We start from the raw sequence: 12,974 nt of genomic DNA, 5'->3' as shown, positions 1-12,974 counted from the left end.
GCTGTGTCACTGAAACCAGCAGAGCGCAGTCATCAAGCCATCGAACCAGCGGTACCCAGCCACCAAGCTTTTCAAATTTGAAGGAATGCCGGCGCAGTTCTGGCCGTTGGCAGGGGAGAACACGTCCGTGACCCCGAACAACCGGGAGAAGTGAGTACACCATGAGCCAGACCAGCCCGCAGCCTGTCAGCACGGAACGCAGAGTCCCGGAAGCCGGTTTTGAGTTCGGCCTGCACACCTTCGGTGACGTCACCTCCACCCCGGATGGCAGCCGACAGCTCAGTCAGCCTGAGGTGCTGCGCAATGTACTGGCCGAGGCGAAGCTGGCCGATGAAGTCGGCGTCGATGTCATCGGGGTGGGCGAGCACCACCGCCCGGATTATGCGATCTCCGCTCCCGACGTCGTACTCTCTGCCATGGGTGCGGCCACCGAGCGGATCAAGCTGATCTCCGCGGTGACAGTCCTCTCCTCCGATGATCCGGTGCGGGTCTACCAGCGCTTCGCCACGATCGATGGGCTCACCGGTGGTCGGGCCGAGGTCTCCCTGGGGCGGGGTAGCTTCATCGAGTCGTACCCGCTGTTCGGTTATGACCTGGCGGATTACGAGAAGCTCTTCGAGGAGAAAACAGACCTCTTCGTCAAGCTGCGCAGCGAGGGGAAAATCACCTGGTCGGGGGAAACCCGTGCACCCCTGAAGGACCAGGAGGTCTACCCCAAGACTGACCACGAGCACGGTCTGCCGACCTGGATCGCCGTGGGCGGTACCCCGAACTCGGTGGTGCGTGCGGCCCGGCACGGTGTGGGCCTGGAGCTGGCGATCATCGGCGGCGCACCGCATCGTTTTGCCCCCATGGTGGACCTCTACCGCCGGGCACTCGAGGAGTTCGGGCAGCCGCAGGATCTGCGGGTGGCGAGCCATTCGCACGGGTTCGTGGCTGAGACCGATGAGAAAGCCGCGGAGATCTTCTACCCCTCCTGGGCGGAGGTCATGGCTCAGCTGGGTCGGGAGCGTGGTTGGGGTGGCGGCTACCCGAGCCGGGACCAGTTCGAGCAGGAGATTGTCCACGGTGCGCTGTTCGTCGGCTCTCCGGAGACCGTGGCGGAGAAGATTGTGCGCACCGCCAAGCAGTTGGGTATCACCCGGTTCGGCTTGAAGTACGGCAACGGCTCCCTAGCGCATGAGCACATGATGGAGGCCATTGAGCTCTACGGGACTAAGGTCAAGCCGTTGGTGCTCGAACGCCTCCAGGGGGTAAAAAGGTAAAGCGGTCAAGGGGGCACAGAGCCCCACTGAGGGGGTTTGGCGGAGGGTGGGCGCTGCGGCGACTGGCTCTCGGGGAACTTCCGGCCTCAGCTCAGCCTCCGATCACCGGCCGCTGAGGTTTAGCACCTAACCTGTCCGGCGTGCCTGAGCAGGAGAAAGAGCAGACGACGACGCCGGAGGACTCCACCGAGCGCAGCTCACCTCATGAGCACGCGGCCCAGACGGAGCAGCCCCATCACAACCAGGGGCAGCAGGAGCCACGCCTGCCGGAGGAGGATGAGCGCCGCACTGTTGTCATCTACTCGGACCCGGGGCGGACCTCCCATCTGGTGCGTCAGCTGCTCGATGAGCAGAACCGGGACTGGGCTCGGCACTCCCGGATTAAGCACGAGCAGGTTCTCATCCCGTTGCGCACCAACGGCACCTTGGACTTAGACACCGCGCAGCACTGGGCGCGAGAGGCGGAATCGGACATTACGATCATCGTCACCGAGATTCCCCGGACCGCCGGGCGGCGGAGTAAGTCAGTGGAGTTGCACTTCGCGGAGAAACTGGCGGTGGTCTCCCTGCCGGCTTTGGGGCCGGTGGCGGTGAAGCATTCGCTGCGCCGGGAGATGGATCGGGCGGTGCGTGCCTTGATCTATGACTCGGTGGCCGAGGCGAAAGCCCACGGCGGGTTCACCTCCCGGGTGGAGGACCAGGATGGGCACGAGACGGTGTACATCACTCCGCGGGCCTATTTCCCGGGCCGAATCTGGATGTTGCTGGGAATGGTGGCAGCCAATGAGCCGTTGTGGTCGCTGCGTAAACTCTCGGCGATGTTCGCCGCGGCCGCAGCCACAGGTGCCTTCGGTGTCTTCTTCCCCACCATCTGGGAGATGGCCGAGGCCCTGCCGGCCTGGCGGCTGGGGTTGACTTCCCTGGCCGCGGTGACGGTGATCGTCGGCTGGCTGATCCTCTCCAACGGGCTGTGGGATACCAATGAGGCCGCAGGCGGCAAGCTGGAAGCGGTGCTGTACAACACGTCAACGGTGCTGAGTCTGCTGCTCTCAGTGGCGGTGCTCTACGGCCTGTTGTTCTTAGCGATCCTGACCATGGGGCTATTCGTCATTGAGCCGGGCTTCATGGGCGAGACCCTCGGTGGGGAGGTCACGCTGGTCGAATATGCCCATATCGCCTGGCTGGCGGCCTCGATGGGGACAGTGGCCGGTGCTTTCGGGTCGAATTTCGACGACGACGCCGACCTGCGCAACCTCACTCAGGGGTCTCGGGAATTGCAGCGCTACCCCAAGGATGAACAGCAGCGCTGAGCTTGAGGCCCTCGGGGGCGTCAGGCCCGCATTAGGCTCCGAGCAGGTGGATGAGCCCCACCCCAAGCAGCGCGAATCCGGCACCCCACAGGATGATGGAGATGAACATCCACAGCATCACCCAGTGTCGGCTGGCCCCGAAGGAGACCATCAGTGGGGCAGTGAACTGGCTCGGCAGCGCGAACGGTCCCAGGATGGAGACCCCGGGCACCCCGAATTTATCGAGCAGCCGCTTGGCTTTGTCCCGACGGGCCTGCTGTCGTGGGGAGTACTCCTTGGGTTCCTGCCGCTTCAGTACCGCCGACCGGATTCCGTGGGCCCCGTAGACCAGCACCGCCACGGAGATCGTATTGCCCGCTACGGCGGAGGCCAGCGCCGCCCAGAACGGCATCCCGATGAGTACACCGAGCAGCCCGCCCGTGTAGGACTCCAGGAACGGGATGGCCGAGAGGGCGATGATTCCCAGCCACTGCAAGGCTTCAGGGAGGCCGTCCACCCAGGCTTGCAGGTCGCCGAGGAAGGTTCCTTCCATCGCGGTCGCAGAGGAGGCAAGGGTGGCGGTCTCAGAAAGTGTCAGCGTCATGTCCATGGCCTCTATTCTTCGTGGTGACGCCGACGACGTCGTCAGCCCAGCGGAGGATACTGTCCACCCTGGTCTATCCCCCACTTAGGGGGGAACCGCCATCACGATTCCGGCCGGGGTAGGTGACCTTGGTGTCTGTCCTCCACTTCGTCCAAACCTCCGCGGGAATGTACAACCACCGCGCCATATATCCCGCGGTGTTTCGACAAAGCCGCGGAGGTTTCGCTGTGTGGCGGGGGCAGGTGTGCACTGGGCGGGGTCGCCGCGGTGGTGTGGCGGGGAGGGTGCTTAAGGGCTCATGCCCCGGCGGTAGACCTGCCCATCAGCCCCGTGGCCGATGATCTCGCTGACAGTGACCAGGTGGTACCCCTCGGCGAGCAGATCCGCGACGATGGCCGGCACCGCCTGCGCGGTGGAGGCGTGCAGGTCGTGCAGTAGCACGATGGAGCCGGGCTGAACCTGCTCGATCACCTGGGCGTGGGTCTCGGCAGCGTTGCGGGTGGCCCAGTCCCGGGAGTCGACGTCCCACATAATCATCGGCCCACCGACCTGCCGGTTGATCTGTTCGGTGGTGGCACCGTACGGCGGGCGCACCAGACGTGGGCGTACTCCCGAGGCGGATTCCACAGCGTCGGCGGTGCGAGTGATCTCATCGGCTAGCTGCTCGGGGGTCAGCTCGGTGAAGTTGGTGTGCGACCAGCCGTGGTTGGCCACCTCGTGCCCGGCAGCGGTCACCTGGGAGGCGATGAGCGGATGGGCGGCAGCCATATGCCCGGTCATGAAGAAGGTGGCCCGCCCGTTGACGGCCTCTAGTGCAGTGAGCACAGCCCGGGTGTTCGGCACCGGCCCGTCATCGAAGGTCAGTGCCACGCAGTTGACCTCGGCACAATTGACCGGACCGGAGGGATTGGTGGTGAAGATCGGGTCCTCACGCTGAGCGTCGGGGGCCTGCCCCTGGTCATCGGGGGCCGGTGTGTGCTCATCTGGGGTGCCGGCGTCGTCGTCGGTGTCGTGGTCGTCCGACGACGGCGGCTGGTCTTCGGTCTCCTCGCGCACCTCGTCGTCGGTGCCTTCCTCCTCGGGATCCGGACTGGGCTCGGGATCCTCGGGATCCTCCGGCTGCTCGGGCGGCTGGTAACTCGAGGCGTAGTCGGCCACGCGCTGACGCAGCTGCTCGGCGTGGGAGTTCAGGATCTCCGACCAGACCGGGTCGACGTCATCGGCGGTGTTCTGGTCCGAGGTCTGTGTGGAGATGATCGAGCGCACATCGGCAGCGCGTTCGTTGACCGCCTCGGTGACATGCGAGGCGGGGGAGGTGTCGGAGGCGCCGCGGTCGGCGGTCCCGGGGGCAGAGGCTCCCAGGGTGAGCAGGCAGCTCAAGCCGGCGGCGCACAACAAGCGGGGAAGGTTGCGCACAGGCCTCAGCGTAGAGAAGCGTAGAGTGCCGAGCTGCTGCGGCGCGCCGAGAACCTGAGAAAAACCTGTGACGTTCTGCGTGTCGATCCAGAGGAATAGAAACCCGCAGATCAAAGTTGAGTACAGGTGACTTAAGTTTTCCAGCCTGCGGTGCTTCAATGGCGAGTGCCGCCGACCCGAAGGGGGACACCATGGACGTCAAACTCACCACCAAATCCCAGGAGGCCGTCTCCGCTGCGGCGATGAACGCCTCCACCGCCGGCAATCCGCAGGTGGAACCGGCCCATATGCTCAAAGCCCTCATGGACCAGCGCGAATCCGTCGCGGTAGCGGTCCTCAAAGCCACCGGTGCCGACCCGGATACTGTCTCCACGCGCGCTTCGGCGGCCATCAAGCAGTTGCCGTCGACCACCGGCAGCTCCGTGGCCAGCCCCCAGTTCAGCCAGGGGGGACTCGCGGTCATCAAGAACGCCCAGGCCGAAGCCCAGCAGATGGGTGACGAGTACGTCTCCACCGAGCACCTGCTGCTCGGCATTGCTGCGGACACCGGCCCGGCTGGCCGCGCCTTGAAAGACAACAACGTGGATGTCAAAGCACTGCGCACCGCGGTGGAGTCCGTCCGCGGGGACCGGAAAGTCAACACCCCGGACCCAGAGGCCACCTTTGAGGCCCTGGAGAAGTTCGGCACGGACCTGACCGAACTGGCCCGCGAGGGCAAGCTGGACCCGGTGATCGGCCGCGACGCCGAGATCCGCCGCGTCATCCAGGTACTCTCCCGCCGGACCAAAAACAACCCGGTGCTCATCGGTGAACCCGGGGTGGGGAAGACCGCCGTGGTCGAAGGTCTGGCCCAGCGCATCGAAAACGGCGATGTCCCCGACGCGCTGAAGGGCAAGACGTTGATCTCGCTGGACCTCGGTGCCATGGTCGCCGGGGCGAAGTACCGCGGGGAGTTCGAAGAGCGGCTCAAGGCGGTGTTGGAGGAGATTAAGAACGCCGACGGGCAGATCGTCACCTTCATCGACGAGATCCACACGGTGGTCGGCGCCGGAGCCTCCTCCGAAGGGTCCATGGACGCCGGCAATATGCTCAAGCCCATGCTGGCCCGCGGGGAACTGCGCCTCATCGGTGCCACCACCCTGGATGAGTACCGGGAGAACATCGAGTCCGACGCCGCCTTGGAGCGTCGTTTCCAGCAGGTGTACGTGGGTGAGCCCAGCGTCGATGACACCATCGCCATCCTGCGCGGTATCAAGGAGAAGTACCAGGCCCACCACGGGGTGGAGATCTCCGATGCCGCCCTGGTGGCCGCCGCCCAGCTCTCCGACCGGTACATCACCGGCCGTCAACTGCCGGATAAGGCCATCGACTTGGTCGATGAGGCCGCCTCTCGGCTGAAGATGGAGATCGACTCCGATCCGGTGGAGATCGACGAGCTCCGCCGTGCCGTGGACCGCCTGGAGGTGGAGAAGCGCTGGCTGGAGAAGGAGACCGACGCCGGCTCCCGGGAGCGGCTGGCCGCCCTGGAAGAAGAGCTCGCCGATAAGAAAGAGGAGCTCGACGCACTGACCGCCCGCTGGGAACGGGAGAAAGGTGCTCACTCCCGGGCCGCCGATCTGCACCGCAAGCTCGATGAGCTGAAGTCCGCCGCCGAGCGGGCCGAGCGCGACGGCGACTTCGCTGAGGCCGCGCGGCTGCGCTACGGGGAAATCCCCCAGGCGGAGAAAGAGCTCGCCGCCGCTGAGGAGCAGGAGGCCGGTGCCGCCGCTGAGGAGCGCATGGTCTCTGACAAGGTCGACGCCGACGCCGTGGCTGAGGTGATCTCCGCGTGGACGGGGATCCCAGCCGGGCGGATGCTTCAGGGTGAGACGGAGAAACTACTGAAGATGGAAGAGCTCATCGGCTCCCGACTCATCGGCCAGCAGAAGGCCGTGCAGTCAGTGGCCGATGCAGTCCGCCGAGCCCGTACTGGGGTCGCCGACCCGGACCGGCCCACCGGTTCCTTCCTCTTTTTGGGACCCACCGGGGTGGGGAAGACCGAGCTGGCCAAAGCGCTGGCCGAGTTCCTCTTCGACGACGAACGCTCCATGGTCCGCATCGATATGTCCGAGTACTCGGAGAAGCACTCGGTGGCCCGGCTGGTCGGGGCGCCTCCGGGGTACGTCGGCTATGACGAAGGTGGGCAGTTGACCGAAGCCGTCCGGCGTCGTCCCTATTCAGTGGTGCTGCTCGACGAGGTGGAAAAAGCCCACCCGGAGGTCTTCGACATCCTGTTGCAGGTGCTCGACGACGGCCGACTCACCGATGGACAGGGCCGCACAGTCGACTTCCGCAACGTGGTGCTGATTCTGACCTCCAACCTGGGCAGCCAGTATCTGGTGGACCAGTCCATCGACCAGGACGCCAAGCGCAAGCAGGTCATGGATGTGGTCAACGCCAGCTTCAAACCGGAGTTCCTCAACCGGCTCGACGACATCGTGATGTTCGACCCGCTGACCATGGATCAGCTGACCAGCATTGTGGATCTGCAGGTCGATGCACTGCGCGAGCGGATGGCCGCACGGCGGCTGACCCTGGAGGTCACCGACTCGGCCAAGGAGTGGTTGGGTCTGACCGGCTACGACCCGGCCTACGGTGCCCGGCCGCTGCGCCGCCTGGTCCAGCGGGAGATCGGTGACCAGCTGGCCCGCGCTCTGCTGGCCGGGGAGGTCGAAGACGGCGACACGGTCATCGTCGACCGGGACGAATTGGCCCTGGAGGGTGATTCCGTTCACGGGCTGACCGTGCGGAAGAAAGAGGTGGTGGAAGGAGTGAACAGCTGATGGCGGAGTCGGCCTCCGTGCCTCCGCCTCCCTTCTGGGAGAACTGGAGGCACCTGCTGCTGGGACTGGTGCTTGTCATGTTGCTGGCGGCCGTCGGCGTGGGCCTGGCCTGGGCGCTGCTCAGCGTGGTGGAGCTGGTCGTCGAGGTGCTCTACGAGTTGGTCATGGGCCAACACGCCGCCAGTTCAGTGGGTTAGTGCCGGATTCCGCGGGGCAGTAGCTGCTGTGGGCAGGATCGGATCAGCCGGGTGTGTGCGATACCGGATATGCCCGGCTATTCGTCCTCAGTGTCGTCGTCGGCGTCGTCATCCTCATCCTCCGGCTCGTCTGAGTCCTCTGCGTCTTCGGCGTTTTCGACGTCGATGTCCTCGGTCTCTACTGTCTCGGCATCCTCGTCCTCATCACTGGCGAGGAAATCCCCGCTCATGGTCTGACCGTCGGGCCGGGTGAGGAAGCAGGAGACCATGCGGTCGCCCTCGGAGCGCCACGTGGTCTGGGTGGGGTGCCAGACCTCGACGTGGAGTTCGTAGTCCACCTCGGCCAGCGCCTCGGAGCTGAGTTCGATGTCGTCTTCGCACCATTGGTGGGCCACATCGAGGACGAGTTCATCGCCGGGGTAGTCCTCTTCGTCTTCGTCGAACTCCTGGCGCAGCAGCACCTGGGCGTCATAGGAGCGTTCACAGTCGACGACGTCGGCGGGGGTGTCCTCATCGACGTAGCCACTGAGGCACCACCCGACTTCCCAGTCCTCGGAGGGCACATCTCGGGCGTGGACGCCGTCGGCCGGCGTGTCGGTCCAGGTCCAGTCGGTGGTCTCCTCAGTGGGGGTTTCGCGCAGAACGAACCACCACAGCAACCCGCCTGTGAGTAACACCACCAGTACCCCGGCGATGAGGAAGGGAATCGCGTTGAACCGCCGCCCGGTGTCCCCCTCGGCTTCCCGGCGGGCGCGCCGGGTGAGGGGTTGTTCGGGTGCGGAGGAGGTGGTCTCGTCCTCGCTCATATCCTGCTCAAAACCCCCCGATCGGTGCGACGCGGCAGAGAGCATCATGCTAACTTAGAGACCACGAACCACTTCATCTGAACAGTCAAGCCCGCGGTGAATGTTGAGCCACTCACCGGACGGGGCGATGAGAGACGTTAAGGGGGTCCCGCTCATGGGGCGTGGCCGTCAGAAGGCGAAAGCAACCAAGCAGGCGCGGGAGATCAAGTACTTCACCCCGGATACCGACCTGTCTGCTCTGGAGCGGGAGCTCGCTGCCGCGCGCGGCGAGAACCCTGACTCCGGTGAGGATGAGGAGTACGAGGATGGCGCCGCAGGAGACGACCGCCGCTGAGTCCTGAGGCGACTGTGCCCACCGGCGATACCGAACCGGTTCCTGCGGTGTTCAGCCAGCAGGCTGAGCGAGCCCACCGGGCCGCCTTGCGTTCGATCGCCCGGATCGTAGAAGACTGCGTGCCGCCGCAACCGGAGGAAACTGCTCGGGCGGGGATTGAGTCCTTGCTCCGCCAGGGCGCGGTGCTGTGCGTGACCGGGGCGGGCATCTCCACTGATTCAGGGATCCCGGACTACCGTGGTCCGCAAGGGTCGCTGCATCGGCACCGGCCCATGACGTACCAGGAATTTAAGTACGACGCTGCCGCTCGCCACCGGTACTGGGCGCGAAGCTTTGTTGGGTGGCGGCATATGGGAGCCGCCCGTCCAAACCTCGGGCACCGCGTCCTGGCTCAATGGCAGGCCGATGGGGTGGTCTCCGGGGTGGTGACCCAGAACGTGGACGGTCTGCATGCCGAAGCGTACCGGGAGCTGACCGGCTCTGAACCCGGCGTTGATGAGCTGGTGACCCTGCACGGGGATTTGGCGACGGTGGCCTGTTTGACCTGCGGCAACCGGGAAGACCGCCGAGCCCTTGATGTCCGGCTGGAGGAAGCAAACCCCGGTTACGCGGAAGCGGCCATGGTCGCCGCGGAGAACGTCAACCCGGACGGGGATGTCACTTTAGATGAGTCCTGGGTGCAGAAGTTCCACCTGGTGCCCTGCCTGGTCTGCGGGGCCGATACTCTCAAGCCCGACGTCGTCTACTTTGGTGAGAATGTGCCCGCTGAGCGCAAAGCCGCCGTCGCGCGTTTAGTGGAGCGCTCCTCCGGGCTGCTGGTGGTGGGTAGTTCGATGGCGGTGATGAGTGGGTTCTCCATCGTGTTGCAGGTTCACCGTGCCGGTAAGCCGGTCGCGGTCATCAATGGTGGGCCCTCCCGGGCGGATGCCAAGGCGCGGTGGCGATGGCGCACCCAGCTCACTCCGGCCCTGGAATCGTTGGCAGCCAGCCTCTGAGGCTCGGCGCCTGAGGATCGAGGTCTTGCTGGTTTGTACCAGGTCTGGTCCTCCCGGAATTCAGCGCCTGCGGCGGTAGTATTTTACTGGATCTCTACCACTACTAAGGAGTAACGTGAATCAGCCGGGGCCTCTGTTCGTCGGGCGTGCCCAGGCCATTCAACAGATCCGGCAGGCCGCTGAACGAGCGGCCCAGCGGATTCCGCAGTTCGTCTTTATTGAAGGCTTCGCTGGGGTGGGCAAGACCGCGCTGGTGTCTGAAGCGCTGGGACCTTACAGCGACTGGCCGGAGGTCACGCTTTCACTTGATGAGGGGTTCCGGGATAAACCCGGTTCCGTGTTCGCGTATTTCGCGCAGCTGCAAGGGCCCACCTCACCCGGGTTGGGAGTGCTCTCCGGGGAGGAGGCGACCTCGGATGAGGCCATCCAGCATGGCCTGCAGCGTGCGGCAGTGCTTGAGTCCCCGGCTGTTATCCGATTGGCGAACTTCCACCACATTGACGAGCTGTCCGCGGAGACTTTACTCAAGGCCGCCAGCGGCGTGTTCAGTGCGCCGCTGCTTTTCATTGCCACGAGTCGACCGGACCCCCGGCGGCAGGTGGCCCGGTTTGCGAATATGTGCCGGACCAGCCGTAACGGGCTATACCTGGATGTGCAGCCCTTTGGGCGGCATGACACCCGGCGGATGCTCCAGCACTACATCTCCACTCCCCTGGCTCAGGACGTCATCGACGAGGTGTGGCGCGCCACAGCCGGATATCCGGCCCTGGTGAAGACCGTCGGAGAGATTGTGGCACGCACCCCGGTGGGCAGCCGGGCCCTGTATCCGGCGCTCTCAGAGGTGGACGGAAGTGCCGCTCAGCGTCAGATGGTGGTGGCGGTGGAGTATGCCTTAAACGCCGCAGATGCTGGGACTGTTGATGCGGTGCGCCTGTTGGCGGCCAGCCGGCATCCGCTGGGGCGGGCTGAACTCGATGACATGACTCAGTGTCCACTCGATGTCGGTGGGTTACTGGAGACCGGGCTGGTCACCTGGGATGAGGACCGGTTCGCCTATGCCATTCGAAACCACCCGGTGGCGCGGGCGGTGCTCTCTGCTCTGCCCCCGGAGCAGCGGGCTGAAGTGCACCTGCGCCTGGCCGAACGGCAGGAGGGCGCCGAGGCGGTTTTCCAGCGTGCCGCCGCCCTGCGCTACAACCCCGAGAGCGGCTCCGTAGATGAAGTGCACGCTCAGTTGCATAACTTTGCCGCCACTGCGCTGATGCGCACGGATTTACCGGCGGCTTTTAGCTTCTTCCGGACTGCGGCCCAGCTGCGACCGGACGCGGAGACAGTGGAGAAATTGCTCGGTGTGGCGATTCCTTTAGGTCGGCTCGATGTGCTCACGCTCTTTGAGAACCAGGTGGACGCCTGGCAGGCCACTCCACTGCGGGAGGCGGTGCTCGCCATGCTCGCCCTGCAGAGAAATGACCTGGATACTGCGGTGACGGTGTTGTGGAGTCAGCGTCGCCTCAGCCCGGAGATGCCCGGTGCGTTGGCCTATGCCCAGGCGGTGGTTGAGGTCAGCGCCGAGGTGGCGATGCGCGGTCAGCAGGACCGGCTCGGGGGACCCCGGATGCAAGCGTTGATGATGCTCGCGGCTCAGGAAGAGGGGCTCAAGCACGCCCTGGAGAACGCCGCCAGTGAGGCGGAACGACATCAGCTCCAGGGGGTTTTGGTCCTCACTGCCGGGCTACGTAGTCTCGGGGAGATCTGGCAGGGTCTGGAGTACACCCGTCCGCAGGATATGAGCCGGGGTATTGAGGACTTAACCCTGATCCTGGAGCGCCTGCAAGAGGTCCCCGGTACGGAGGCTTTCCAAGAGTTGATCCGTGGGGCTCGGGGTGCACGGTACCGGCAGATTGGCGATCCCTTCGCCGCCTATGAGGACCTCAAGGACTTGGCGGAGATTCCCATTGCCAACCATTTCATCGTCAACGCCCAGGTCCAGTTGGCCATGGTGCTCTTCAATGCCGGGTACTGGCAGGAGGCCGAACGGGTCGTGGAGCGTGCTGCCGGTCGGGCGATTCTGCGCCGGGAGTCAGCCCCGTCACTGGTGGCCTATGCCATCTATGCGTTGATCCACGTCGCCCGCGGGGACACCGCTGCTATGGAGCCTCTGATGAAGGACCTTGAGTCCGCAGAGTCCCAGGGGCCAGCGATCTCGGTCCACGTGGAGTGGGTCAAGGCGTTCATCTCCGTGGTGCAGGGGGACCATGAGATGAGTGTGCAGCACTTGCTGGCCATGCGCGATGAAGCTGGCAGCTGGTGGTCCATCGGGATGGAGCCCATGCTGCTGCTGGTTCGGGCGGCGCACTACGCCGGGTGGTCTTCGATGATTGGTCCGCTGCGTAAGTCCATGCGCCTGGGGGATTCCCCGGCGTGGGTGGAGTTCCACTGGGCCATCGTCTGTTATTTGGATGCCTTCGACGCCTGGGCCCAGGGCCACCTGGCCGATGCGGTCGAGCATTTCCGCAGCGTGATCGCCTGGCATGAGACCCAGCCGCCGCTGCGTTCTGGGCAGCTACGCACTGACGGTGGCGGCTACCGGATGCACAAGTCCTTCGCCTCCCTTGACCTGGCGATCCTCGTCGCTCTCAACCAAGAGGAGCTGGCCGAATACGTCGACGTCGCTATCGAGGCGGCTGAATGGGCCGCCTCCACCTTCCGCAGCGCCGGGGCGGAGACCGTTGTCGGTGCCGCGTTGGAGATCCTCGGTGGGCTCCACCAGCCCACTGCACAGGACCGTCTTGCCTGGGCTGCCCAAGCTCCCCAGGATGCTGCTCCCCAGGATGCTGCCGCGGAGGATGGGTCCTCCGGTGGGGAGCATGCTCTACCCCCGGAGTGGGACCAGCTCACTGCCCGGGAGAGGGAAGTCGCCGAACTGGTGGCCGCGGGAAAGACGAATAAAGCCATTGCGGCGGAACTCGGGGCGGCAGTGCGCACTGTGGATACTCACGTCAGCCGGATTTTGAAGAAGCTCGGCCTGCGTTCGCGGCGCGAACTGCGCCATCTGCACAGCTCCCCGTGACATATCGGGACATATTTGGCACCCGTTTGAGGTGTCGATAACCCGGTCACGAAATACGTACCTCTCTGTCACGTCGAAATCTCGGGGGGTGCCTCTATGGTTTTCGTCAAGCTGCTAGGGCGTGCCCGGTTCTGCCTCTGATGGTTTCGGGGTCTTGGTAGAAGGTCCCGTCACGC

General features: G+C 64.9%; 10 protein-coding genes. 7 read left to right on the top strand and 3 right to left on the bottom strand.

What is annotated here, in order from left to right:
• The first annotated feature begins 161 nt into the window (after window positions 1-161).
• Window positions 162-1,265 (top strand): LLM class flavin-dependent oxidoreductase, encoded by a 1,104-nt coding sequence (locus tag H578_RS0106680; protein WP_022872918.1) that lies wholly within the window; start codon window positions 162-164, stop codon window positions 1,263-1,265.
• 140 nt (window positions 1,266-1,405) lie between these two features.
• Window positions 1,406-2,575 carry a hypothetical protein gene (locus H578_RS13865; RefSeq protein WP_022872917.1) on the top strand — a complete coding sequence of 390 codons (1,170 nt, stop codon included), beginning with the start codon at window positions 1,406-1,408 and terminating at the stop codon, window positions 2,573-2,575.
• Window positions 2,576-2,606: 31 nt separating this feature from the next.
• Here the strand turns inward: H578_RS13865 and H578_RS0106670 are convergent, their stop codons facing one another.
• Window positions 2,607-3,164 carry a hypothetical protein gene (locus tag H578_RS0106670; RefSeq protein ID WP_022872916.1) on the bottom strand — a complete coding sequence of 186 codons (558 nt, stop codon included), beginning with the start codon at window positions 3,162-3,164 and terminating at the stop codon, window positions 2,607-2,609.
• A 282-nt stretch (window positions 3,165-3,446) separates the two neighbouring features.
• Entirely contained in the window at window positions 3,447-4,574 is a 1,128-nt protein-coding gene (locus H578_RS15570; RefSeq protein ID WP_022872915.1) for a polysaccharide deacetylase family protein, read from the bottom strand.
• A gap of 191 nt (window positions 4,575-4,765) precedes the next feature.
• Here H578_RS15570 and clpB point away from each other — a divergent pair, with 191 nt between their 5' ends.
• Window positions 4,766-7,396: an ATP-dependent chaperone ClpB gene (gene clpB / locus H578_RS0106660; protein WP_028464014.1), complete on the top strand. Its 2,631-nt coding sequence runs from the start codon at window positions 4,766-4,768 to the stop codon at window positions 7,394-7,396.
• Window positions 7,396-7,593, top strand: a complete 198-nt coding sequence (locus tag H578_RS0106655) for a hypothetical protein (RefSeq protein ID WP_022872913.1) — start codon at window positions 7,396-7,398, stop codon at window positions 7,591-7,593. The genes clpB and H578_RS0106655 overlap by 1 nt, the downstream gene beginning before the upstream one ends.
• A 77-nt stretch (window positions 7,594-7,670) precedes the next feature.
• Here the strand turns inward: H578_RS0106655 and H578_RS15565 are convergent, their stop codons facing one another.
• A complete protein-coding gene (locus H578_RS15565; protein WP_022872912.1) occupies window positions 7,671-8,399 on the bottom strand; it encodes a septum formation family protein in 729 nt (242 codons plus the stop codon).
• Window positions 8,400-8,553: 154 nt separating this feature from the next.
• Between H578_RS15565 and H578_RS0106645 the strand changes: the two genes are divergently transcribed.
• The 3 genes from H578_RS0106645 (at window position 8,554) to H578_RS0106635 (ending at window position 12,798) form a co-directional block, all read left to right on the top strand.
• Window positions 8,554-8,733 carry a DUF3073 domain-containing protein gene (locus H578_RS0106645; protein WP_022872911.1) on the top strand — a complete coding sequence of 60 codons (180 nt, stop codon included), beginning with the start codon at window positions 8,554-8,556 and terminating at the stop codon, window positions 8,731-8,733.
• Between the two features lie 14 nt (window positions 8,734-8,747).
• A complete protein-coding gene (locus H578_RS0106640; protein ID WP_022872910.1) occupies window positions 8,748-9,728 on the top strand; it encodes a Sir2 family NAD-dependent protein deacetylase in 981 nt (326 codons plus the stop codon).
• A 115-nt stretch (window positions 9,729-9,843) separates the two neighbouring features.
• Entirely contained in the window at window positions 9,844-12,798 is a 2,955-nt protein-coding gene (locus tag H578_RS0106635; protein ID WP_022872909.1) for a helix-turn-helix transcriptional regulator, read from the top strand.
• The last annotated feature ends 176 nt before the right edge of the window (window positions 12,799-12,974 follow it).

It is taken from the genome of Nesterenkonia alba DSM 19423 (genome assembly GCF_000421745.1).
GTDB lineage: Bacteria > Actinomycetota > Actinomycetes > Actinomycetales > Micrococcaceae > Nesterenkonia > Nesterenkonia alba.
This window is presented reverse-complemented; position numbering and strand designations above follow the sequence as displayed.

Excerpts from the sequence above, each read along its gene's own strand:
- clpB (WP_028464014.1), top strand. The coding sequence starts at position 4,766 with ATGGACGTCAAACTCACCACCAAATCCCAGGAGGCCGTCTCCGCTGCG.
- H578_RS0106655 (WP_022872913.1), top strand. The coding sequence starts at position 7,396 with ATGGCGGAGTCGGCCTCCGTGCCTCCGCCTCCCTTCTGGGAGAACTGG.
- H578_RS0106680 (WP_022872918.1), top strand. The coding sequence starts at position 162 with ATGAGCCAGACCAGCCCGCAGCCTGTCAGCACGGAACGCAGAGTCCCG.
- H578_RS0106670 (WP_022872916.1), bottom strand. The coding sequence starts at position 3,164 with ATGGACATGACGCTGACACTTTCTGAGACCGCCACCCTTGCCTCCTCT.
- H578_RS15565 (WP_022872912.1), bottom strand. The coding sequence starts at position 8,399 with ATGAGCGAGGACGAGACCACCTCCTCCGCACCCGAACAACCCCTCACC.
- H578_RS0106645 (WP_022872911.1), top strand. The coding sequence starts at position 8,554 with ATGGGGCGTGGCCGTCAGAAGGCGAAAGCAACCAAGCAGGCGCGGGAG.